The following is a 21,443-nucleotide window of genomic DNA, read 5'->3' on the forward strand; positions in this document are numbered from 1 at the left end:
ACAGGTAGCGGGCCTGGCGTGGGTTGAGGATGGAAATAGCCCAATCTGCGGTACTACCGCTTCGCGTCAGCCTCGTTGAACCAGGCGGAAGCGAAAGGCGTCCCAGAGCCACGGATATGTCCACGCGCAGCGAGTCCGGGCGGGCGTCGTGGCGTGATGTCTGGTGCGTGTCCGATGTGGCCCGGGTGTACCCGAAGCCTGGTATTCACTTGGCGGGGAGGCGGATCACGAAGCGCGCGCCGGTCGTGGTGGCGTCGAGGGTGAGGTCGCCGCCGGCGGTGCGGGCCAGGCGGCGAGCGAGGGGGAGTCCCAGGCCCGCGCCGTCGTGGCCGTCTTCTGGATCGGCGCGGTAACCGGGTTCGAAGACCTGCGACGACACGGCGTGGGAGACGCCGGGTCCATCGTCGGCGACCGTGATCTCGACCCCGTTCTCCCCAGCCGTGTATTCGAGTGTCACCTGGGTCGTGGCGTAGCGGCGGGCGTTGTCCAGCAGCGGTGTCAGGATGCGTTCCAGCAGCGGGGCCGGAACCCCCACCGTCATGGCCGCGCCGTGAACCGTGATCGGGGGTGCGTCGGGGTGTTCGCTGCGGGCGCGCTGTGCGAGGGCTTCGAGGACTTCCCGGGCTTGGCACTGGCCGGGCCCTACGGTGCTGGAGCGGGCCTCGGTCAGCAGGGTTCGGCAGATCTGCCGCATGCGCTCTGCCGCGTCGGCGATCGCCTGGTGGGAGGCTTGCTGCTCGGCGTCGCTGCGGGGGCGGGCGGTGAGCCATTCGGCTTCGGCGCAGATGCGCGCGAGGGGGGTGCGCAGTTCGTGGGAGAGTTCGGCGGTCAGTTGCTTCTCGTGGCGCAGGACTGCGGCCTGTCTCTCCAGGAGCGTGTCGAGGTGGCCACCCACTTCCGCCAGTTCTGCCGGGCGGCCGTGGGTGCCAAAGCGTTTTGTGATGCCGTCTTCGCTGTGCCGGGCGGCGCTGGCGCTCATCGCGGTGACCGGGCGCAGAGCTCGTCCGACGATCATGCGTGCGAGCCAGTAGACGCAGGCGGGGAGCAGCAGCGCGAGCGATATCGAGCCGGCCAGGACGGCGCGGGTGGTGAAGGTGTAGGAGTCCAGGCTCACTTGGGTGACCACGGTGCCGACCTGGCGCCCGCCGTGATTCAGCGGCAGCGCGAACAGACGTGAGCCTGCGACGTTCTCGTATCGTCTGCCGGCACCGGCCATGGAGTCGGCGGCACGTTGGAGCGCCGCGGTGGCATGGGGGCGTTCGATGTTGGTGGTGCCCTGGTAAATCCACCCGGTGCGGTCCGCGACGGCGTCGTTCGGGGTCTGCCGCACGGTGATGGTCCCGTCTGCATGCGCGGTCACAGTCGAGGCAACGGCGGTGGCTCGCGTGCGCAGCTGCTGCTCGATCTGGTGGCCCAGCTGGCCGTGGAGGACCAGGTTGAAGGTGGCGATGGGAACCGCTATCAAGATCGCGGCGATGGCCAGTGCGAGCAGCGCAAGACGGCCGCGCAGCGTCGATGGCCGGTGAAGGCGGGATGCGTTCATGTGAAGCGGTAGCCCACACCGCGTACGGTGTCGATGCCGTGCGTGCCGCACGCCCGGCGCAGCTTGCGGCGCAGCCGCAGCAGGTATTGATCGAGCGTGTTGTCGCTCACGTACGCGCCTTCGGGCCAGCCCGCGCGCACCAGAACCCGTCTGCGCACGGCGGCACCCGGAGCAGACATCAGGCAGGCCAGTAGCCGGAACTCCGTCGGCGTCAACGGTACCTGCGCCCCCTCCGCGGGGCACAGGGCGTGGGTGACCGGGTCCAGCTTCAGCGCCGGCGTCTGCGGCTGGGCGCCGCGGCCGGTGCGCTGCAATGCGGCGCGCAGGCGCGCGGCGAGCTCGGCCACGTGGCAGGGCTTGCCCAGATAGTCGTCACCGCCGGCTGAGAAACCCGCCAGCCGGTCGGTAATGACGTCGTGGGCCGTGAGGAATACCACAGGAGCGGTCACCCCCGCGGCGCGCATGGCCTGACACACATCGCGGCCATCCGCATCCGGCAGCCCCACGTCCAGCACCACCGCGTCCACACCCGGATCGATGCTGCGCAGCGCCATGGCGCCGTTGGCTGCGGTACGCACCGCGAAGGACTCCTCGCGCAGCCCCCGGGCCAGCACCTCGCGCAGCCCATGGTCGTCCTCGACGACCAGCACCGTCGGTTCGGTCATACCCGCAGTATCACCCGGCTGCCTGTGAAGCCGATACGCGCTTCACTGCGATCTCCTGGCAGCGAAGGCATGGGTGTACGACCCGGGTGGTTTTGCCTGCCCACAGCCGGTGCCCGAACCGGAGAGCGCCGAGTACGCGGCTGACGAGTTCACGCTCGACGGGCGCTCGGTCAGATTCCGCGCGGCCAAATCCACCCCGACGAAGGTCGGCCAGTTCGTCACGGTGTGGCAGCGGTCCCCGGAGGGGCCGATCCGGCCCTTCGATGCCGACGACGGGGTTGACCTCGTCGTCATCAGCAGTCGCGACAGCGGCCACTTCGGACAGTTCGTGTTCCCGCGCGAGGTGCTGTGCGAGCGCGGGATCATGTCCCGGAACGGCTCCGCCGGGAAGCGAGGGTTCCGTGGCTACCCGCCGTGGGTGACCACGGCCAATCTTCAGGCACGCAGCACCCAAGCGTGGCAGGTGAACTACTTCCTGCACATCGACGAGGACGGGCCGGTTGATCCGGCGCGTGCCCGCGCCCTCTACCACTCGTAGGTCCGCGCTTCGGTCCGCAATGGCTGCTTGCCGCCTCGCCCAGGGCCCCAGCTGGATGGCGTCACCCGCCACACCGGCCAGTGAGATCTTCGCGCGATCCGGACACGACACCGCCCTCAAGACTCGTATCGCCGAAGGCCAGGGGTGATCCGTTGTCTTTCCGCGAGTACTACTGGGCCCCGTCAGCGACCGCTGACGCATCTGGAAGGAACACTCGTCCACGCTTCCGCAGGCCGTAGTTGGTATTGACGGGTGGTCAGCGTGGGTGGTCGGCGGAGTGTCGCGGTAGACCCGCAATCTACTCCGGTGTGTCCTCGGGTGGCCGTTCGGCGGCGGCCGTGAGCTGTTGGGCCAAGTCTTTGAGGGACTGGCGCAGTTGATCGGGACGGCGGACGGTGAAGCGCCATTCGATGGAGGCGAGCAGGTGGGCCATGGACTCCAGCCGTTCGACCTGCGCGCGCAGCAGTACCCCGGTGGGTGTGGCGGTGAGGGTTGCGATCGTGCGCGGCAGCCGACGCGAGATGTCATCGATAGGGCCATCGATGAGCACCTCGACCTGCCATAGGGAGGGGGTCCGGGCCAGGGATGCGGCGAGGTAGGTAACCGGGTCGAAGTCGTCGGGGACGGTGAAGGTGCTGGCGCTGGGCGTGGCGGATTCGATCCGGTCCATGCGAAAGGTGCGCAGGCTGTCACGGAGGTGGTCGTGACCGACGAGGTACCAGCAGCCGGCGTGGAAGATCACGCCGTAGGGATCGACGTCGCGCTCTGTGTGTTCCTGGTACCAGGACCGGTAGTGCAGGCCGACGGTATGAGCGGAGCGGCATGCCTGCGCCAGGGTCAGCAGGATGCCTGTCTGAGGGGCCTGTGCGAGCACGGTGTTGGCGGTGAAGTCCACGGTGTTCCGCATGGCGGCGAGCGGTTCGCGCAGGGCGTCGGGGAGCACTCGTTCGATCTTGGCGAGGGCGCCGGCGCTGGCTGGGGCGGTGGTGCTCATGCCCAGACGCTCGCCGGCCAGTAGGCCCAGCATGACCACGAGGGCTTCTTCGTTGGTGAGCATCAAAGGTGGCATCCGGTAGCCGCGGGCCAGTCGGTACCCGCCGAAGCGGCCTCGGACGGACTCCACGGGGATGCCCAGATCGCGCAGGCGCGCCGCGTAGCGCCGCACGGTGCGGACGTCGGTTCCCAGACGGTCGGCCAGTTGCGTGCCGGTCAGTCCTGGATGTGTCTGGAGGAGCTCCAGCAGGGCCAGTACACGCGTCAAGGGGTGTGACATGGATCACTCATGGTTTCAGGGCGGAAACTGTCCTGTATGGACTCTACCCTCGCCTCAACCAATGAAATCCAAGGAGAATCCGCATGTCTACCTTCGTACTCGTCCCCGGCGCCTGGCTCGGAGCCTGGGCATGGGAGGAAACCGCTCGTGCGCTGAGCGAGCGAGGCCACGCGGCGCTGCCGGTGACGCTGACCGGCCTGGGCGAACGATCCGGCGACGCCACCCCGGAGGTGAGCCTGGACACTCACATCAACGACATCACCGCGTTCGTCATGGAACAGGACCTGTGGGACGTCACCCTCGTGGCGCACAGCTACGCGGCGGTCCCCGTCACGGGCGCTGCGGGCCGCCTCGGGCCGCGGCTGGAGCGCCTGGTCTATCTCGACAGCGCTCCCTTCGCCGAGGGCATGCGCCTGCTCGATGTCATGCCGGAAGATGTCGTGGACCAGCTGTGCGAGCAGGTTGCCGAGCACGGAGGCGGATGGCGGCTCCCGTTGCCGCCGTTCGAGCTTCTCGGCGCGTTGAGCAGCATCGAAGGGCTCGACCAGGCTCAGCGCGACCTCCTGCGCACCCGTGCCACGCCCCAGCCGTTCCGCACCTTCGAGCAGCGGCTCGCCAATCCTGCTGAGTTCGGTCCCGACCTGGACCGCGTGGTGGTCGCCTGCAACGATGCCAAGGCTCTGCTGGATGCCGCGGTGCCGACGCTGGCCTTCCTCAACCAATCACCGTGGCGGCACTTCCATCTGCCCACGGGGCACTGGCCCATGTTGTCCAGGCCCGTCGAACTCGCCGGCACCCTCGACGAAGTCGTCTCTTCCGCATGCTGACAGGCAAATTCGCGCTCGTGCGCAGGCACTGCGCGGTGTTCTGCACCGCATCCGCCTTGCCGCGATCTCCATGGCATGCATCCAACCCATCAACGCCTGGCCGGAGCATGCGCGTCGAGGTGGGCACGCACCGGGACCGTGCGGGCGGGCCCCTCACACGCGCAGCCGGGCGACACAGGCACGTGTGAGCGCGCGGACGCGGTCCATCCGGCGGTCCGGGCTTCCCGTCTCCATCCCACGGTCGTGCTTCACGCGACCTGATTCCCAGTACGTCACGGAACCACCGCTCCCCTGTCGGGGACCGCCCTCAGCGGCGGTCCGCGACCTTGCTAGGCGCAGGAGAGTTCTCACGCAGAGTATTCACCAAGGTTTTCCGCAAGCCCCCGCGGGGGCGGGCCCGGTCGGCTGGTCAGGGTACGTTCAGGTTTCCGCCGGAACACTGCATCCATGACGTGTACGACCGGCCTATCACCGCCGTCGGCGACCATGGCCGTGCGCCGCATTCAGCCAGGCGCCTTGAATCCACAGCCTGGTCTCACCCTCCCGCCGACGTGCCGGAGGCATCAGCTGGGTCTCCTTCAGCCGCGATGGCCGCCGACCTGACAAGTGCGCGTCGCCGGTGATCGCCCTCGCGTCGGCCCCGCGAATACGCGCCGTGAAGCAGCAGGCCCGCATGGGAGGCACCCAATGAAATCAATGACAGGAAGGCGAATGATGATCTCGACGAAGAGCCGCGTCTGGTCGGTGACCCTGGCCCTGACCGTGGGGTTGACCGCGTCGGCGTGCACGGGGAAGGACGCCGGCTCCGGCGCCCATGCCAACACTTCCTCCTCCGCCACGGCCGCAGGCACCCCGGCGGAAGGCGGTTCGAAGGGCTCGACGCAAGGTTCGGGGGTCTTCTACGACGGGTTCGAGCAGCAAGCTGACAACGGTTGGAAGACCGCCGTCAACGACAGCACCGACAGCCGACGCAAGCTGTCCCTGACGCAGATGGAACAGCAGCCGGGCGGGTTGCTCCAGCGCGTCTCCTCGCCGACCCGGGACGGCCACTACGCACTGCAGGCCACGGTCCCCCATCAACTGGGCAGCTTCCGCTCGGAGGTCGCCCGACCGCCCGTGCCGATGGGCTCGGAGGACTGGTACGGCTTCAGCATCTACCTGCCCCCCACCTGGCAGAACGACCCACAAGGCAACATCCTCGCCCAATGGCACGCCATCGTCGACACCGCAAGGACCGCAGGTGACGGAACGGGCCAGCCACCTGTCGCTTTGTCCGTCCAAGGAAACCAGTGGCGGCTGAAGATGCACTGGAACACGCAGGGCCCAGACTTCAAGGGGGCTGGTAAGGGCACACGGACCTTCAACCTGGGGTCCATCAAGAAGGGCGTGTGGGTCAACTTCGTGCTGCACGCCAAGTGGTCCCACAACAGTGACGGGCTGGTGCAGCTGTGGCAGGACGGGCACGAGAAGGTCAACTACACCGGTCCGGACGAGTACAACAACAAGCAGGGCCCCTACTTCAAGATCGGCATCTATCACCCAGAATGGAAGTCGTTCAACGCAGCCAAGTACCGCCAGGACACCGCCGCTACCAAGCCGATCACCGTCTACGACGACGCCATCCGCACCGCGCAAGGCGCGGCGAGCTACAAGGACGTCGCCCCCCACTGACCTCCAGAACCTGTGCATCGGACCAACAGCCAGCCGTAGATCAAGCAGAGGTATGTCAAGCCCCGGGTTTCGTGGAGAGTGAGTTAGCTGGTTTTCTGGAGTGACGCAGGGGGTTCGGCCGCGTAGTAGGCGGCCTCGTGTTCGGCAGGAGTGTCGTGGCCGAGCTCGCCATGCAGGCGTCTCTGGTTGAACCAGTCGACGTACTCGGCGACGGCGATCTCGACGTCGTTGATGGACGCCCAGGGGCCCTTGTGGCGGATCAACTCGGCCTTGAACAGGCTGTTGAACGCCTCGGCGAGGGCGTTGTCATACGAGTCGCCCTTGGAGCCGACCGAGGCCACGGCCGCCTCCTGTTCGAGGCGTTCGGTGTAGCGAATAGCACGGTATTGAACGCCGCGGTCCGAGTGATCCGTGAGACCGGCCAGGTCGACGCCGGTGTGCCGGCGACGCCAGATCGCCATCTCCAGCGCGTCCAGCGCGAGGTCGGTGTAGAGACTGGTGGCGACCTGCCAGCCGACGACCATGCGCGAGAACACGTCGATGACGAAGGCCGCGTAGACCCAGCCGGAGAAGGTCCTGATATAGGTGATGTCAGCAACCCACAGCTGGTTCGGGGCAGTTGCGGTGAACTGGCGCTCGACCAGGTCGGCGGGACGGCTGGTCTCGGGCGCGGGCCGGGTGGTGCGCGGACTCTTGGCCCGGATCACCCCGCGAAGTCCGGCCTGACGCATGAGCCGTTCGACCGTGCAGCGGGCCACCGTGAAGTACTCGCGGACCAGGGTGGCATGGACCTTGCGGGCCCCGTAGACACCGTAGTTGTCAGCGTGGATCCGGCGTATCTCCTCGGTGAGGTGCTCGTCGCGCAGGCTGCGGGCCGAGCGCGGACGGCTGTGGGCGGCGTAGTAGGTGCTCGACGCGATCGGCGCGTCCGTCTCGGACAGGACGTCGCAGATCTGCTGGACGCCGAACGTCTCCTTGTACTGGTCGATGCAGGTGACCTTCATCGCAGTGGACGGTCCAGCTCCGCGGCGAAGAAAGCCGAGGCGGACTTCAATATCGCGTTCGCCCGCCGCAGTTCCTTCACCTCCCGCTCCAACTCCGCGATCCGCGCGGCCTCCCCACTGGTCGTCCCCGGCACGACACCATCGTCGATCTCGGCCCGCTTTACCCACCCCCGCAAAGCCTCGGGATGCACGTCCAGCTGATCGGCGATCCGCTTGATCGCACCGGCCCGGCCGACCGGGTCCTTACGGGCCTCGACCGCCAGACGCGTCGCACGCTCGCGCAGTTCGTCGGGGTACTTACGGGGAGCAGCCATGATCGGCATCCTTCCGGGTCTTGATGATCTCCATCAAACCCGGGGCGATTCACCTGATGCCGCACCGGCACCGAGCATGTGGGATGGCACCTCGGACGACATCCTCTGGGCACCGGCCCTCTCCGTGGACGAGGCGCACGCACGGTGCGGGGGAGCGGCACCGCCGCCCGAACTGATCAGACTTGCCGACCCTCAAGGCGGCGATCGCTACCCGGAGTTCCAGTTCCCCACCGGCTGCGGAACCCCGTACGAGATCGTGCTGCGGATCAACCGGCTGCTCCTCGTCGACATTGACCCCTGGGGAGCCGCGGCCTGGTGGCTCAGCGGAAACACCTGGCTGGGCGGGACACCCGCGGCGCTCCTGGGCCGACGGCCCGACCAGGAACTGGTGGTAGCGGCCGCCGCACTGGTGGAGGGGGACTGATGACCGGCCTCTTTCCCATGACGTCGCTGGAACTGCGGCCCGTCCGACACGTGATCCCGGCTGGTGCGGAGCTGTGGCGGGTGCACAACACGCGATACGCGCCGCACGAGTTCAACCCGAACCTGGCGGACCCGTTCGAGTTCACGGATGGCAACCGCTTCGACGGCACCCCGCTCGATCCGTACCACTGCCTCTACCTGGCGGACACCGCGACCACGGCCCTCGCGGAGAGCGTGCTGCGCTCCCGCCGCTTCGAACAGCCCGCCGGACGGCGGCGCATCCCGTACGCCACGGTCGTGCGCCGCTCGCTGAGCGTGCTGCGCACCCGGTGCGACCTGACCCTGGTCTCGTTGATCGAGGCCAAGGACCTCGCCGCGGTCTGCCAGGAGTCGACGCTCCTGGAGGACGAGCGCAACTATGTGTCCGCCCGGCGCTGGGCGAGTGAGATCCGGGCGCAGGCCTCCGACGTCATGGGGGCTGATCTGGCAGTCCCGGCACAACCGGCCGCAGTGTGCCCTGGTGCTGTTCCACGACCGGTTCCCGCACTGCGACGGCAAACCGCTGGACGTGGTGGCCGACTCGGGGATCGCGGAACTCGACTCCGACGCGGGGATCGACCGGGCGAACCAGTATCCTCAACATGCGGGCCTACCAGTCTCAACCCCTGGGATCAGGCCGTCGAGGACGTCGACGACGAACTGGGACGCGGGGCATGGCTTCGAACTCGTCTCGTGAGTCGTCGTTCAGCACCGTGTGCGTATCAGGTGACGGATGCTCAGCGATGGCTGGGCCCGCCGGTCAGTCGATGCCTTCGATGATGCGGAAGTCGCGCTCGACGCCGTCGGGGAGGGCCACCAGCGCCTTCTGGTATGCCTCGCTCTCGTATGCCGCGACGGCCTGTTCAAAGCCGTCGAACTCGATCAGAACGACGCGTTGCGTGATTCCGGCCTCGTGGGCGACGACTCGACCGCCACGGGACAGGAGGCGCCCGCCCCCAGCCCGGACAGCCGGACCGGCCAGCTTCTCGTAGGCAGTCAGCCTCTCAGGGTCGGAAATGGCGGGGTAGACACTGACCCAGTAGCCCTTAGCCATGGAAACCCCCTGTGTTCGGCCGGACACGTCCGACTTCGAATTGACACTCGGATCGATCGATCCCGGCGACGGGTACTGCGATCAGTTGAATCGCCATATGCGCAGGTTAGGGCTTGATGTGCGGCCGAGGGAAAGACCGGTACGGGATAGACTCAGAACGGATCGTTATCAATCGGCAGGGAGGGCACGTGGCGCCGGATACGGTGAGCCTGCGGTACTTCCTGGTGCTGGCGCAGGAGTTGAACTTCACCCGCGCGGCCGCACGGGTCGGTATCGCACAGCCCGCACTCAGCGCCCGGATGCGCCGATTGGAGGCGGAACTCGGTACGGCCCTGCTGGTCCGCAACACGCGTAGCGTCGTATTGACCACGGCCGGTGCGGCTTTGGCGGAGTCCGCGCCGCCCGCCCTGGCGGCGCTGGACCGGGCATGGGACACCGCCCGGAGCGCGGCGGCCGGTGAACTGGGCACGCTGCGCATCGGATACAGCCTCAGCGCCGGGGCCGAGACGGCACCGGCCCTGGTGGACAGGCTGATTCGCGGCAACAGCGGACTCGAGGTCGGTGCGGTCCCGATGGCGACACCGGAGATCTCCCCCGCGGTCGCCGACGGCCGCATCGATGCCGGGATCACCCGCGGTGAACAACCGGGCCGTGGCGTGCGCCGGTTCCTGCTGCGGCGTGCGCGCATCGGGGTCCAGCTGGCGCAGCACCATCCGCTGGCCGAACACCCGGAGATCGAGATCGCCGACGCGGCCGCGTATCCGCTGCGACTCCCGGACCGTGCGGCCAACCCCGTGATCCACGATCAGCTGTCCGCACTGTTCCGAGACACCCGACCACACCCCCGATTCCACACGCCCGCAGTCTCTTTCGACATGTCTCAGCGCGACCTGCGCGACGGGCTCACCCTCGCCCCGGCCGGAGAAGCCGCGGCCACGGCACAACCCGCCGGTCTCACCTGGCGACCGCTGCGGGGCGCGCCCAGCCTGACGATCCACCTGGTCCTCCCACGCGAGCAGTCGCCACTACACCGCCGCATCCGTGCCGTCGCCAAAACCCTGGCGCACGAGCTGCACTGGCTGCCGGACTGACGCGCAAGAGGTCAAGCGAGATGTACGCCTGCGGTGGCGAGGCCGAAGACCCTGCGCCCGGCGGACTTCGCGGTGATGACGACGGCGGTCTTGCTGAATGTCCGACACGACCTCGCTACGCCGGCGGATCAGCATCCGATGATGGCCCCAGGTCCGGTCCGAGTCGTACACCGCGGCGACGTCCTCGCCCAGCCCGAGACCTCGGCGGATACCGCGCCTTCGCCGACGCCGAACCGGACAAGCACGGGTAACCGGCGGGAACGCCCGCCGTCAACGGCGTCCATGACGTCGGTCAATGCTTAACGCCAACCACTGTTCCCTTGCTCCCCGAGGCCGAACCACGACAAAACCGCTACCCGGCTCGTCACCGAGGCTGGCGGCACCTGGAGCCGATACGCCTCCGGCGACCACACCCGGTGACACCGCCACCGCCACCCATCAGGAATACGCGACACCTCAACATGCGCGTCTACCAGTCTCGCCCCCCTTATCAGTGGCGTCGTCAGATACGAGGACGAGGCAGCGTTGCCACGCAGGCAGCGCCATTCCTTGGCCGCCATGACGTTCAGGCGTTGGCCTCGCTCGCTTGCGGGTTCCGTCCAGTCTCTATCTGGAAAGAGACTTCGCGTAGCAACTGAACCCGACGTCTTCCAGGAACGGGGTCCATCACCGTGCACTCGACTGGCACTCTGTTGGTGTCGACCACCGACTTCGGCTGGGGAAGCATCGGGAAGTTGCGGCTGATCCTGGACGAACTCGACGGCCTCGACATCCTGATGGACAACGCGTCGAACACAGCCAAGCTCGCCGCGCAGGTCATTGACGGACGGCACCGGTTCGCTCACAGCCCCGGCGCGCCGGCTGCCGCCCTGGTTATCAACGACCCCGTGGCCGCCGACAGGATCGCCCGCTCCGGCACGCCGGTGGTCTACGTCGACAGCCTGCCCTATCTGTGGACCACCGACTTGGAGGTACCGGCTGCGGCAACGATGTACTGCGCCCAGCACAGCCCTGCGGGTGCGCTGCCGCCGACCAGCCCTCTGCGTCAGTGGGCCAACGTGCACTGGGTGGAGCCGATCGTGCCACCGCCCCGTCGCAGGCGCGGCGGCGCCGGAGTGGTGCTCAGCGTCGGCGGGCTGCACAGCCACCTGGTCGGCGGCGCTTCCGACGCCTACCTGCGCGCGGTCGTGATCCCACTGGTCGATGCGCTGATCTGTGCCGGGCATCAGATCGCGGCCGTCTGCGGCAACCTGCCAGCGTGGGCACACACCGAACTGGCCGCCACGCTGCCCGGATCCGTTCGCGTCGGGCCGTCCTCCGCGTATGAGTTCGAGGCGGCCCTGCTGCAGGCGGACGCACTATTCACCTCACCCGGCAGCACAACGATCCTTCAGGCGGCCTCGGTGGACCTGCCGACCGCCTTGCTGCCACCGCAGAACCTCAGCCAGATCCTCAACGCCGAAATCTTCGGCGTACCGGGCGGAAGCGTCATCGCCTGGCCAGGTCGGTGATCGACCGCGCCCTGGTCGACGAACTGCGGCCAGCTGGTGAGGACGCCGTACTGGGATACATCTACCGGCAGATCACCGAACACTCCGGCGACCTGGCGGTGCGGTCCGTGCTGATGGAGCGGTTCCGTGCTCTCGCGACGTGCACCGCCGCGCCGGACGGCCTCTCGCCCCGCCTGCGGGAACTCGGTCACGGGGGTGCTCGTCAGGTGGCCCGCATCGTCCGGCAGACGATCCTCGCACCCCCGCCCATGGATAGCAGCCGGTAGCCCGTGGAGTCATTACCGACCGTGACCACGCGCGATGACCCGCTTTAGTCGCGCGACCGCTTGGGCACCAATGCGGCGAGCACGGCGCTGGTGGCTCGCAGCGACGGGGGCTGGGACTCCACTTGGTAGGGCACCACCCGCCTCGCCCGCGTGCGCCAGTTCAGCCAGCAGTTCATCGGCCCAGGCCAGGCTGGTGGAGCCGGTGTCGACCAGTTCGATCTCGGCTCGGTACGGGTGATACACGTCAAGGCCGAACACCGTGGACTGGCGTGTCCGAATCACCAGCTTGCCGCGCAGCGCCAGCTCGCCGAGTTCGACCACCGCGCAGCCGACCTCGGCCTGGCCGGAGTCGATCACCTTGCCGGTCTCGGCGAGTGAGAGCAGCGCGAATTCCTCGGGCAGCGTCAAGGGTTCAACCACGGGGCCATCCTGCAGACAACGGCAGCCGTAAAGGGCGCCTCCGAGGCAATTGTCGAGGCCCTGTGACGCAGCGTTCATAGACCGTTGAGCGGCCTCCTCGGCGGATCGTGCGTCTCGTCGCGCACCCGCCCTCTTGTGAACCGTGACCTAGTGAACCTTCACGGTCATCGCAGCACAAAAGGCCGTTTCCGTACCGATCATGGTGGTCGGTGGGACCTTGGCCGTGTCAGGGGGGCGAGCTCCCGGGTGCGTGCACAGTCCGGCGGACGGCGTTGCGCAGCCAGTGGTGGGCTCCGTCGGCGGCATGGCGGGGGTGCCAGGCCATGCCGATGGTCAGGGGCGGCAGTGGCAGGGGGATGTTGAGGAGGTGCAGGCCGAGGGTGGTGGCGGTGTCGGTGAGGGGCGAGGGGGCGGCGCCGGGGAGCGCGGCGGGGACGAGGCAGATGGCATCGCTGCGGGCGGCGAGGGTCATCGCGGCCAAGTGGCTGGGGAGGACGGTACTGACTCGCCGGCTGAGGTTGTGGTTGGCCAAGGCGGCGTCGAGGGGGCCGGTGAACCGGCCGCGACGGCTGACCACGACGTGTTCGGCTGCGGCGAGCCGGGCCGGGGTCAGGGTTCCTTCGGTGAGGGGGTGGCCGGCCCGGACGGCCGCCACCATGCGAAGGGTGACCAGTTCCTCGACCTGGGTTTCGGGGTCGACGTGGTCGATGGACCCGACCTCCAGGTCGATGCGGCCGTCGCGGAGTGCCGGTCCGGCCTCCAACTCCTCAGCCCGGAACCGCAGGGAGACCCCTGGAGCCTGCTGCCGGGCCAGTTGCAGCAGTCCGGGGGCCAGTGTCGCGCCTACCAGGTCGGCGGCCTGGAGGGTGAAGGTGGTGTGCAGGGCGGCCGGGTCGACGCCGGCGCCGGGGGAGAGCAGTGCTCCGAGGCGGCGCACCACTGTGGCGGCTTCGTCGCGCAGGGCCTGGGCGCGCGGGGTGGGGACCATGGTCTGTCCGGCCCGCACCAGGAGGGGGTCTTGGAGGATGCGGCGGAGGCGGGCCAGGGTGCGGCTCATGGCGGCGGGGGAGGTGTGCAGGCGGGCGGCGGCGCGGGTGACGCTCTGCTCGGACAGCAAAGCGTCCAGCGCGACGGCGAGTTGGGCATCGATGACCGGGTCAGGGTTGTTCACCAGCGTAATTCCGTTTCAGGCAATGATTCCATGCTGAACTTCCCATTGTGGCAACACCGTTGGTCTCCGCAGGATGAGGGGAGTACCGACCCGACACCATCCACGAGGTCTTCATGATCGTCATCACTGGCCCCACCGGGAACATCGGCCGCCACCTGCTGCCGTTGCTCCTTGAGTCCGCCCGCGCCACCGGCGAGGAACTGCGCGTGGTCGTGCGTGACCCCGCCCGGCTCCCCGACGCGGTACGCGAACGCGTCGAGGTGGTCACCGGCTCGCACTGCGAGGCCCAGGTCGTCGACCGGGCCTTCGAGGGCGCGGATGCTGTCTTCTGGCTCGTCCCCCCGGATGCCTCTTTGACCCCGCAGGACGCCTACTGCGGCTTCACCCGCCCCGCCGCCAAGGCGCTCGCCGCCCACGGCGTCGGCCACGTGGTCGGCGTCTCCGCGCTCGGCCGCGGCACACCGGTCGCCGGCCGCGCCGGGCTCGTCACCGCCTCCCTTGCCATGGACGACCTGATCGCGGGCACCGGCGTCGCCTACCGGGCCCTGGCCAACCCGTCCTTCTTCGAGAACCTCCTGGAGGAGGCCGACTCGATTCGCGAGAAGGGCGTCTTCGCCGACGCCGTCGACGCCGACCGCAAGGCCCCCCTCGTGGCCGTCGCCGACATCGCCGCCGTGGCCGCCGGTCTGCTGCTGGACCGGTCCTGGACCGGCGCCGACAGCATCCCGGTCCTCGGACCGCAGGACCTGTCCCCCGACGACCTGGCCCGCATCATCACCGAGCAACTCGGCCGCCCCGTCCGCTACGAACGCCGGCCGCTGGACGATCTGCACACCACCCTCGTCGGCTACGGCCTCAACGAGTCGTTCGTCCAAGGCATCGTCGACATGAAGAGGGCCAAGGACGACGGCCTCGACGCCGGCGTCGCCCGCACCCCGGACACCACCTCCCCCACCACCTTCGAGCGATGGTGCACCCAGACCCTCAAGCCCGCCGTCCTCTCGTGAAGGCCCAACAGCCATTGCCGCAAAACCTGGTGCCCACCACACCGAGATCCCCTGCCACCCCGGAGACACTCGTCATGCCCGCTGAGGAAACCGAACCGCCGGTCACCGCGTTCATGCTCGTCAAGACCACACCCGAGTGGCTTGCCCTGACCGTCCAGGAACGTGTGGACGCCTTCACCACCCAGGTCGTTCCCGCGATCGAGGCCAAGACCACCGGCGTCCGGTCACGCTTCTACGACACGGAGTTCTACTCCGCACGCGTCACCGACATCTGGGTCTGGGAAGCAGACGACCACCACGCCTACCAGGCCATGGTCGACGCACTGCGCGAAACCCCCTTCTGGGATCGCTACTTCGAGGTCGTCGACCTGCTCGTCGGCACCGAGAACGGCTACGCCCGCACCTACGGCGTCGACCCCGTCGCCACCCTCACCACCTGACACACCGCCCTTCCCGCCCGGCCGGGCCGTTGTCCTCTGGCCACAAGCGGCCAGAGGACAACGGCCCAGAGCACGCTCATGGCGAAGCCGATGAGCACCAGCAGGCTCTGATGCCGAAGTCTCCCGTGCAGCTGACCGCCGGGTCTGATCGAACGGACGTATCCGACCCCTGCCCCGTGGCCTGTATCGGCTCCGCTGCCTGGAGCAGACGGCACCCCACGCGGGCCGGTACCTCGCACGCGGACTGCTCATGCCGCAGCAAGTCCTCGCGCTGCCGGAGCGGATCAATGAGGTCTGGCCGCCATCGCGGCCGTCACGCCGAAGCTCCGGCCGAGCTGCTGGGGATCCAGGACGGGCTACTCCGCAGTCTGTGAAGCAGGTGAGAGGGGCATCCACTTGGACCCCGACGACTGCCTGATCACCGAGCGAGTCACGGGTGCCGGAAGCCACACCCGCGCTGGTCAAGCGGCATGTCGGCCGGCGGCCACGAATGTTGGGGTAGCGGCATCTTCTACGGCAACGTGCCCCTCGACGGCAACCTGCACCTTGTCAACTACGGCAGCTGCGGCGTCGGCCACGGCTGGTCCGACGCGAACAGCACCGCAGACAAGCACGACGGTGGTGGTGGCCAGCCCGAGGTGGGTGGTGACATCCATCCTGCCGCTGCAGCCGGGCTGCCGACGCCAGTTGGGCTGTCAGAGCCATTGGTGCGAAGGCGGTCAGGGGGCCGTACCCGTGGCGAGGATGTGGGCGGCCAGTCGGCTCAGGTGCGCGTGATCGACCTGGGGCAGGTCCGCGCAACTGGGTGTCAGAACGGGCCGTGGAGGGCGCCCAGTCTGTCGGTCAGGCGCAGGTTCTCAGAGTAGTCGACGGGGCAGGCGATCACGGAGACCATGTCGTCGTCGAGGGCGCGGCGCAGTACGGGCAGGAGTTGGTCGGCGGTCTCGATGGCGTAGCCTCGTGCGCCGAAGCTCTCGGCGTAGGCGACCAGGTCGGGGTTGGTGAACCGGGTGTGGCTGTGGCGGCCGAGTTCGAGTTCCATCTTCCAGGTGATCAGGCCGTATTCCTCGTCCACCAGGACGAGGACGACCAGGGGGACGCGTTCGCGGACGGCGGTCTCCAGTTCCTGGGAGTTCATCAGGAACGAGCCGTCGCCCATCATCGCCAGGACTCGTCGGTCCGGCTGGGCGAGCTTGGCGGCGATGGCGCCCGGCAGTGCGAAACCCATGGTGGACAGGCCGTTGGAGACCAGGCAGGTGTCCGGTTCGTAGGTCGGGTAGAGGCGGGACATCCACATTTTCCCGGCGCCGGTGTCGGCGAGGACGATGTCGTGGCGGTCCAGGGCGGTGCGGACATCGTGCACCACGCGCTGCGGCACCACGGGGAACGCGTCGCTGTCGCGTCCGTACTGGAGCTCTTCGTCAAGCAGTGTGCGGATCTTCGCGCTGCTTCCGGAGTCGTAGGTGAGTCCTTCGGGCAGTGCGGACGCGAGTGCGTCCAGTGCCTGCGAGGGGTCTCCTTCGACGCCCACGGCGACCGGGTAGTGGGCGTCGACCTCGGCGGGGAAACGGTGCACGTGAACGATTCGCTTGTCGCCGTCCGGGTTGATCTTGGCGGGGTCGAACTCCTGGATCTCGTAGCCCACACAGATCAGCACGTCGGCAGTGTCGAAGCCGAAGTTGCCGTAGTCGTGGCGCATGAAGCCGACCGCGCCGAGGGCGTTCGGATGGTCGTCGGGGAAAACACCCTTGCCGTGGAAGGTGGTCGCGACCGAGATGTTCAGCCGCTCGGCGAACCGCAACAGAGCGGCCGAAGCCCGGGCCCTGGCGGCGCCGTGGCCTGCCAGCACGACGGGGTGGCGGGCGGCGGTGAGAGCCTCGGCGGCCCGTGCGATCTGGGCGGGTGACGGTGCTTCGGCGCGCACCGCGTCGATCTGCAGGGGTACCAGGGGCTCTGCGGGACGTTCGGCCTCGATGTCCTCCGGCACCGCCAGAAACACGGCACCGGGGCGTTCGCTCTGCGCGGTCTTGAACGCCTTGCGGGTCATCTCCGGCACCGCGTCCGGACACTCGACGCGGGCTGCCCACTGGGTGACAGGAGCGAACATCGACACCAGGTCGATGACCTGGTGCGACTCTTTGTGGATACGCCGCAGCGCCCCCTGCGCTGCCAGAGCCACCATCGGCGCGCTGTTGGTCATCGCGTCCGCGGTGCCGAGCAGCAGATTGATCGCACCAGGTCCCAGGGTGGCCGAGCACACTCCGGCCCGGCCGGTCAGCCGCCCGTAGATCTCCGCCATGAACGAGGCGGCCTGCTCGTGGCGCACCAGGATGTACCGGATCCCGGAGCCCTTCAGAGCGTCGACGAAGCGGATGTTCTCCTCGCCGGGAATCCCGAAGACGTACTCCACGCCCTCGGCGCGCAGACAACGCACCAACAGGTGTGCGACGTCCTCCGCTGCTGCCGTGTCCTGCGACCCGCTCGCGCCTGCGGTACTCATGAGACGAACGTAGGCACGCCCGCTTGCCCCGGCCACTCATCCGCCGCCGACGGCGGCGGCCGTGCGGATACCGATGCCTCAAGCATGCCGGGGCCGTTCGGCGGCGTTGGGGTGGCGGCGGCCGTGGGCTGCCCGCACGCTGGAGCCGGATGTGGACGTGCGCCGCCGAGCATCGTGCTGCGCAGAGGGCTCTGGGAGGACTGTGTGACCGCTTCGTCGCCCGCCGCCGACGCACCGCCGGCCCGATACGACGACCTGCGCGCCCTGGTGATCAACTGCACTCTGAAGCGCTCGCCGGAGACGAGCAACACGCAGGGGCTGATCGACCGGAGCACCGCGATCCTGGACGTGCAGGGCGTGCCCGTCGATGTCGTCCGGGCCGTGGACCACGACATCGCCACTGGTGTGTGGCCCGACATGACGGAACACGGCTGGGAGACGGATGCCTGGCCGGACCTGTACCAGCAGGTCATGGAGGCCGACATCCTCGTCCTGGCCGGCCCGATCTGGCTGGGCGACAACAGCTCCGTGATGAAGCGGGTGATCGAACGCCTTTATGCCTGCTCCAGCCTGCTCAACGAACGCGGCCAGTACTCCTATTACGGCCGGGTCGGCGGCTGCCTGATCACCGGCAACGAGGACGGCGTCAAGCACTGCGCCATGAATGTGCTCTACAGCCTGCAGCACCTGGGGTACACCATCCCGCCCCAGGCCGACGCCGGATGGATCGGCGAGGCCGGCCCTGGCCCCTCCTACCTCGATCGCGGATCGGGCGGTCCGGAGAACGACTTCACCAACCGCAACACCACCTTCATGACCTGGAACCTGCTTCACCTGGCCCGGGCGCTGAAGGACCTCGGCGGCATCCCCGCCTACGGCAACCAACGCACCGCCTGGGACGCCGGCTGCCGCCGCGACTACGAGAACCCCGAACACCGGTAGAGGCACCAGCGGCCGGGGCAGCCGTGTCGGTTGGAAGCGGGGGCCGCTGTCCTTGCGCCAGTCGCGGCGATCGCAGCCTGGGTGGACTGCGCACGGTGCCCAGGCGCGGCCCTGGTGCCGTCGCCGCTCGTGTGGCCCGGAGGCGGGGAGGGAAAACAGCGGAGGGACTACGCGGTGTGTATGAGCTTGATCCCTTTTTCGCGCTGGCTACTGGTTGGTGACGCAGGAGCTGGCCAGGATGGACGGGATGATGTCTCACACCACGTCCGCCAGGGGAGAGCTGGACCCCGTCGCCGAGTCGGTCGCCGTCTACAGTGACCACGCCGACGACTATGCGGCTGTGCACGCTCCGAAGATGGCGGATCGTGCAGAGCGGTTCGCGGGGTCTCTGCCGACGCCTTCGTTGATCCTCGACGCCGGATGCGGTCCGGGCCGCGATCTCGCGAGATTCCGGGCGTACGGGCATGTGGTGCGCGGTGTCGACCTGAACCCGGTGTTCGTGGCGAAGGCCAATACCTACGCGCCCACCTCGCAGTGCGATCTGCGTGAGATCGGGACGCGGTTTCCGGCCGGAACATTCGACGGTGTTTGGGCGTCCGCCTCTCTCGTCCACCTCGATGCGGCAGAAACGGTGGACGTGCTGGGGCAGTTCGGGACGCTTCTGCGGCCCGGCGGCAAGCTGTACGTGTGTCTCAAAGCCACCGGGCACACGGGCTGGCTCGACGAATCTGAGGGAAGACGGTGGTACACCGTCTGGGACCCGGACGAGTTCGCCGCCGCCGTGAGGGGTGCGAGCTTCGAGGTCGACCGTGTGGATCGGGGCCCGTACGTCGAGGTGTGGGCCAGCCGCAACGGCTGAAGTCGGCGGCGCCTGGTGAATCTAGGCACACGCTCTCGCGGATGCGCCGGCCTACGAAGGGCCAGGGAAAAGTGACTGGCCGTACACGAGACCCGCACACCAGTCATCCAGAGGGCCCTGCGCCGATCAGCTGCACCTTCGCCGACTGCTTCTGTGCCCGTGCGGTTCCGGCCGGGCGCAGCGCAATGAAGGTGGACATCGTGTCAGGAAGCCGCGCGAGCCTTGGCCACCTTTGGGGAGGGGCGCGGATCTTCTCTCGGCCCGCCTGGACACGGCTCAGTCGAGCGCGTCCGGCACGGCGGTACAGGACGTGGGCGCGGCCGTGGGCGTCGCTGATGGCGTGGACTTCCTGCTGCGCGGACTTGAACGCGGCGTGACTCGACACGGTGCGTCCACAGGGCAATGCTCGTTTGCGATTCCGCGGTCCGTCTGTCGGAGCGGTAGTAGGGAAGGGTTTGACCGATAGGGGTGAACCGGATGAGGGCGAGTTCCGGCCGGAGCTATGTGATCTGTGCGGGGAGGGGATCTCCAGCGAGACGGAGGTCTTTGCGAACACGCGGTCAGCTGCCGCTCCCTGTCCAGCCTCGGGTCACCCAGGCGCAGATCGAGCTTGGGATGTTGTGGCAGACACTGGACGCCCTGCGCCGGCACCAGCGGTTCGGGAAGGACGACGGCCCGGAGTCCGCTGGGTGATCACAGAACGACTTCACGAACCGCAACGCCACCTTCATGACCTGGAACCTCCTGCATCTGGCCGGGGCGCTGAAGGAGTTCGGCGGCATCCCCGCCTATGGCAACCAGCGCACCGCGTGGGGCGCCGGCTGCCGCCGCGACTATGAGAACCCCGAACACCGGTAGGGACACCAGCGGCCGGGGCGGCCGCGCGCAGCCCGGAGGTAGCGTCCGCTTCCGCCTCCGAGCGTGGCACGGTGCTGGGTCGTCAGCCCAGCGCCTCAAGAGCCGCGAGGATGTCGGCGGGTTCGGCTCGGGTGGTGTGGTCGGAGTTGACGAAGCCCATCGGATGGTGCCGGCGCGATTGATGACGTAGGTGGCGGGCAGCGGCAGAGTACGCGGGTGACCGTCGTTGACGCGCTGTAGGTCGAAGCCCAGCCTGTCGTAAACGGCGGCGAGGTCGTTGGGCAGGTCGAAGGCAAGGCCGTACTGCTTGGCCGTGTCGGAGCCGATGTCGCTCAGGACGTCGAAAGCCAGGCCGTGCTTCTCCGTGAGGGTGAGGGACTCGTCGGGGATCTGCGGGGAGACGGCGACCAGGCGTGCGCCGCGCGCGGTGATGCCGGTGTGGTGCTGCTGAAGGACGCGGTCGGCCTGCCCGGAGTCGGCTGTTCTGGCGCCAGGGCGTGGCCACGACCGGGATACAGGACGTCGTGACCGCGATCGGCCTCGATCGCTCCAGCCTGTACGCAACCTTCGGCGGCAAGCAGGAGCTGTACGGCGCCGCGCTGCGCCGCTACATCGACCAGCGGTTCCGGCCCGCGTTGCGCTCTCTCGCCCAGGATCAGCGAGGGCTGCGGGACGTCGCGGAGTTCTTCGACGGGCTCGTCGAGGCGTGGTGCGCAGGCGAGCACGCCCGCTGGGGGTGCCTGGTCGTCAATGCGCACGCGGGCGCAGAGAACGGCTACCCCGAAGTCCGCGCTCTCCTCGACCAGCACCACCAGGAACTGCGTGACGCCATGCACGCGGCACTCGTCACGGCCGAGGCACACGGGCAACTGGCCGCCGGCACCGATCCGGGTGCGGCTGCCGAGCTGCTGGCACTGCTCGCCTAGAGCGTGATCCTGCGCTCTCGCGCAGGCGCCGACGCGGGATCGCTGCGCGCGACCGTTACCGCTGCCTTGCAGTCACTCAGCAGCCGGACCGTGGTGTGAAC

General features: G+C 68.4%; 20 protein-coding genes and 3 pseudogenes. 14 read left to right on the top strand and 9 right to left on the bottom strand.

Annotated elements, in window-relative coordinates; genetic code table 11:
• Positions 1 to 205: 205 nt before the first annotated feature.
• Together GR130_RS19705 and GR130_RS19710 are read right to left on the bottom strand one after the other, a co-directional pair.
• Positions 206 to 1,543, bottom strand: coding sequence for a sensor histidine kinase (locus tag GR130_RS19705; protein ID WP_159505941.1), 1,338 nt, complete (start codon positions 1,541 to 1,543; stop codon positions 206 to 208).
• Positions 1,540 to 2,208: a response regulator transcription factor gene (locus GR130_RS19710; RefSeq protein WP_159505942.1), complete on the bottom strand. Its 669-nt coding sequence runs from the start codon at positions 2,206 to 2,208 to the stop codon at positions 1,540 to 1,542. The genes GR130_RS19705 and GR130_RS19710 overlap by 4 nt, the downstream gene beginning before the upstream one ends.
• A 73-nt stretch (positions 2,209 to 2,281) precedes the next feature.
• Here GR130_RS19710 and GR130_RS19715 point away from each other — a divergent pair, with 73 nt between their 5' ends.
• Positions 2,282 to 2,746: a MepB family protein gene (locus GR130_RS19715; RefSeq protein ID WP_159505943.1), complete on the top strand. Its 465-nt coding sequence runs from the start codon at positions 2,282 to 2,284 to the stop codon at positions 2,744 to 2,746.
• A 298-nt stretch (positions 2,747 to 3,044) separates the two neighbouring features.
• Here the strand turns inward: GR130_RS19715 and GR130_RS19720 are convergent, their stop codons facing one another.
• Positions 3,045 to 4,019: a helix-turn-helix transcriptional regulator gene (locus GR130_RS19720; protein ID WP_159505944.1), complete on the bottom strand. Its 975-nt coding sequence runs from the start codon at positions 4,017 to 4,019 to the stop codon at positions 3,045 to 3,047.
• An 83-nt stretch (positions 4,020 to 4,102) separates the two neighbouring features.
• Here GR130_RS19720 and GR130_RS19725 point away from each other — a divergent pair, with 83 nt between their 5' ends.
• Together GR130_RS19725 and GR130_RS19730 are read left to right on the top strand one after the other, a co-directional pair.
• On the top strand, positions 4,103 to 4,846 hold the full coding sequence (locus GR130_RS19725; protein ID WP_159505945.1) for an alpha/beta hydrolase: 744 nt from the start codon (positions 4,103 to 4,105) through the stop codon (positions 4,844 to 4,846).
• A 711-nt stretch (positions 4,847 to 5,557) separates the two neighbouring features.
• Positions 5,558 to 6,517 (top strand): polysaccharide lyase, encoded by a 960-nt coding sequence (locus GR130_RS19730; protein WP_159505946.1) that lies wholly within the window; start codon positions 5,558 to 5,560, stop codon positions 6,515 to 6,517.
• An 83-nt stretch (positions 6,518 to 6,600) separates the two neighbouring features.
• On the opposite strand, the gene GR130_RS19735 is transcribed toward GR130_RS19730, so the two are convergent.
• Positions 6,601 to 7,835 (bottom strand): IS3 family transposase gene (locus GR130_RS19735; RefSeq protein WP_159505947.1). Its coding sequence is split into 2 segments (ribosomal slippage): positions 6,601 to 7,556 and positions 7,556 to 7,835, totalling 1,236 coding nucleotides; the frame shifts between segments, so codons are not numbered across the junction.
• A gap of 76 nt (positions 7,836 to 7,911) precedes the next feature.
• Between GR130_RS19735 and GR130_RS19740 the strand changes: the two genes are divergently transcribed.
• A complete protein-coding gene (locus tag GR130_RS19740) occupies positions 7,912 to 8,259 on the top strand; it encodes a hypothetical protein (RefSeq protein WP_443043630.1) in 348 nt (115 codons plus the stop codon).
• A complete protein-coding gene (locus GR130_RS19745) occupies positions 8,259 to 9,077 on the top strand; it encodes an RES family NAD+ phosphorylase (RefSeq protein WP_236573228.1) in 819 nt (272 codons plus the stop codon). The genes GR130_RS19740 and GR130_RS19745 overlap by 1 nt, the downstream gene beginning before the upstream one ends.
• Here GR130_RS19745 and GR130_RS19750 read toward each other — a convergent pair.
• Positions 9,058 to 9,351 carry a DUF1330 domain-containing protein gene (locus GR130_RS19750; protein ID WP_159505948.1) on the bottom strand — a complete coding sequence of 98 codons (294 nt, stop codon included), beginning with the start codon at positions 9,349 to 9,351 and terminating at the stop codon, positions 9,058 to 9,060. The two genes, GR130_RS19745 and GR130_RS19750, sit on opposite strands and share 20 nt — an antisense overlap.
• Positions 9,352 to 9,539: 188 nt before the next feature.
• Here GR130_RS19750 and GR130_RS19755 point away from each other — a divergent pair, with 188 nt between their 5' ends.
• The 3 genes from GR130_RS19755 (at position 9,540) to GR130_RS19765 (ending at position 12,219) form a co-directional block, all read left to right on the top strand.
• Positions 9,540 to 10,442, top strand: coding sequence for a LysR family transcriptional regulator (locus GR130_RS19755; protein ID WP_159505949.1), 903 nt, complete (start codon positions 9,540 to 9,542; stop codon positions 10,440 to 10,442).
• Between the two features lie 695 nt (positions 10,443 to 11,137).
• Positions 11,138 to 11,953, top strand: coding sequence for a hypothetical protein (locus tag GR130_RS19760; RefSeq protein WP_159505950.1), 816 nt, complete (start codon positions 11,138 to 11,140; stop codon positions 11,951 to 11,953).
• Positions 11,950 to 12,219: a hypothetical protein gene (locus tag GR130_RS19765; RefSeq protein ID WP_159505951.1), complete on the top strand. Its 270-nt coding sequence runs from the start codon at positions 11,950 to 11,952 to the stop codon at positions 12,217 to 12,219. Before GR130_RS19760 ends, GR130_RS19765 begins: the two co-directional genes overlap by 4 nt.
• Positions 12,220 to 12,231: 12 nt before the next feature.
• Here GR130_RS19765 and GR130_RS19770 read toward each other — a convergent pair whose 3' ends face one another.
• Both GR130_RS19770 and GR130_RS19775 read right to left on the bottom strand, forming a co-directional pair.
• Entirely contained in the window at positions 12,232 to 12,639 is a 408-nt protein-coding gene (locus GR130_RS19770) for a hypothetical protein (protein ID WP_159505952.1), read from the bottom strand.
• A gap of 226 nt (positions 12,640 to 12,865) precedes the next feature.
• Positions 12,866 to 13,819: a LysR family transcriptional regulator gene (locus GR130_RS19775; RefSeq protein ID WP_443043769.1), complete on the bottom strand. Its 954-nt coding sequence runs from the start codon at positions 13,817 to 13,819 to the stop codon at positions 12,866 to 12,868.
• Between the two features lie 104 nt (positions 13,820 to 13,923).
• Here GR130_RS19775 and GR130_RS19780 point away from each other — a divergent pair, with 104 nt between their 5' ends.
• Both GR130_RS19780 and GR130_RS19785 read left to right on the top strand, forming a co-directional pair.
• On the top strand, positions 13,924 to 14,817 hold the full coding sequence (locus GR130_RS19780; protein ID WP_159505954.1) for an NAD(P)H-binding protein: 894 nt from the start codon (positions 13,924 to 13,926) through the stop codon (positions 14,815 to 14,817).
• Positions 14,818 to 14,891: 74 nt separating this feature from the next.
• On the top strand, positions 14,892 to 15,257 hold the full coding sequence (locus tag GR130_RS19785; protein ID WP_159505955.1) for a darcynin family protein: 366 nt from the start codon (positions 14,892 to 14,894) through the stop codon (positions 15,255 to 15,257).
• Between the two features lie 808 nt (positions 15,258 to 16,065).
• On the opposite strand, the gene GR130_RS19790 is transcribed toward GR130_RS19785, so the two are convergent.
• On the bottom strand, positions 16,066 to 17,757 hold the full coding sequence (locus tag GR130_RS19790) for an acetolactate synthase large subunit (protein WP_159505956.1): 1,692 nt from the start codon (positions 17,755 to 17,757) through the stop codon (positions 16,066 to 16,068).
• 204 nt (positions 17,758 to 17,961) lie between these two features.
• Between GR130_RS19790 and GR130_RS19795 the strand changes: the two genes are divergently transcribed.
• The 3 genes and pseudogenes from GR130_RS19795 to GR130_RS19805 all read left to right on the top strand — a co-directional run.
• Complete coding sequence (locus GR130_RS19795; protein WP_159505957.1) at positions 17,962 to 18,699, top strand: flavodoxin family protein; 738 nt, start codon at positions 17,962 to 17,964, stop codon at positions 18,697 to 18,699.
• A gap of 238 nt (positions 18,700 to 18,937) precedes the next feature.
• Positions 18,938 to 19,558: a class I SAM-dependent methyltransferase gene (locus GR130_RS19800; RefSeq protein ID WP_159505958.1), complete on the top strand. Its 621-nt coding sequence runs from the start codon at positions 18,938 to 18,940 to the stop codon at positions 19,556 to 19,558.
• Positions 19,559 to 20,254: 696 nt separating this feature from the next.
• A pseudogene (locus tag GR130_RS19805) lies at positions 20,255 to 20,416 on the top strand (flavodoxin family protein); the annotation flags it as partial.
• An 82-nt stretch (positions 20,417 to 20,498) separates the two neighbouring features.
• On the opposite strand, the pseudogene GR130_RS19810 reads toward GR130_RS19805, so the two are convergent.
• A pseudogene (locus GR130_RS19810) lies at positions 20,499 to 20,875 on the bottom strand (redoxin domain-containing protein); the annotation flags it as partial.
• Between the two features lie 20 nt (positions 20,876 to 20,895).
• Here GR130_RS19810 and GR130_RS19815 point away from each other — a divergent pair.
• Positions 20,896 to 21,441 (top strand): annotated as a pseudogene (locus tag GR130_RS19815) (TetR/AcrR family transcriptional regulator).
• The last annotated feature ends 2 nt before the right edge of the window (positions 21,442 to 21,443 follow it).

Origin of the sequence: Streptomyces sp. GS7, from assembly GCF_009834125.1 — a bacterium.
GTDB lineage: Bacteria > Actinomycetota > Actinomycetes > Streptomycetales > Streptomycetaceae > Streptomyces.

What these genes read in the sequence shown, in the direction of transcription:
- GR130_RS19800 (WP_159505958.1), top strand. Translation starts at nt 18,938, where the DNA reads ATGGACGGGATGATGTCTCACACCACGTCCGCCAGGGGAGAGCTGGAC.
- GR130_RS19790 (WP_159505956.1), bottom strand. Translation starts at nt 17,757, where the DNA reads ATGAGTACCGCAGGCGCGAGCGGGTCGCAGGACACGGCAGCAGCGGAG.
- GR130_RS19740 (WP_443043630.1), top strand. Translation starts at nt 7,912, where the DNA reads ATGTGGGATGGCACCTCGGACGACATCCTCTGGGCACCGGCCCTCTCC.
- GR130_RS19705 (WP_159505941.1), bottom strand. Translation starts at nt 1,543, where the DNA reads ATGAACGCATCCCGCCTTCACCGGCCATCGACGCTGCGCGGCCGTCTT.
- GR130_RS19720 (WP_159505944.1), bottom strand. Translation starts at nt 4,019, where the DNA reads ATGTCACACCCCTTGACGCGTGTACTGGCCCTGCTGGAGCTCCTCCAG.
- GR130_RS19725 (WP_159505945.1), top strand. Translation starts at nt 4,103, where the DNA reads ATGTCTACCTTCGTACTCGTCCCCGGCGCCTGGCTCGGAGCCTGGGCA.
- GR130_RS19780 (WP_159505954.1), top strand. Translation starts at nt 13,924, where the DNA reads ATGATCGTCATCACTGGCCCCACCGGGAACATCGGCCGCCACCTGCTG.
- GR130_RS19750 (WP_159505948.1), bottom strand. Translation starts at nt 9,351, where the DNA reads ATGGCTAAGGGCTACTGGGTCAGTGTCTACCCCGCCATTTCCGACCCT.
- GR130_RS19785 (WP_159505955.1), top strand. Translation starts at nt 14,892, where the DNA reads ATGCCCGCTGAGGAAACCGAACCGCCGGTCACCGCGTTCATGCTCGTC.
- GR130_RS19710 (WP_159505942.1), bottom strand. Translation starts at nt 2,208, where the DNA reads ATGACCGAACCGACGGTGCTGGTCGTCGAGGACGACCATGGGCTGCGC.
- GR130_RS19745 (WP_236573228.1), top strand. Translation starts at nt 8,259, where the DNA reads ATGACCGGCCTCTTTCCCATGACGTCGCTGGAACTGCGGCCCGTCCGA.
- GR130_RS19730 (WP_159505946.1), top strand. Translation starts at nt 5,558, where the DNA reads ATGATGATCTCGACGAAGAGCCGCGTCTGGTCGGTGACCCTGGCCCTG.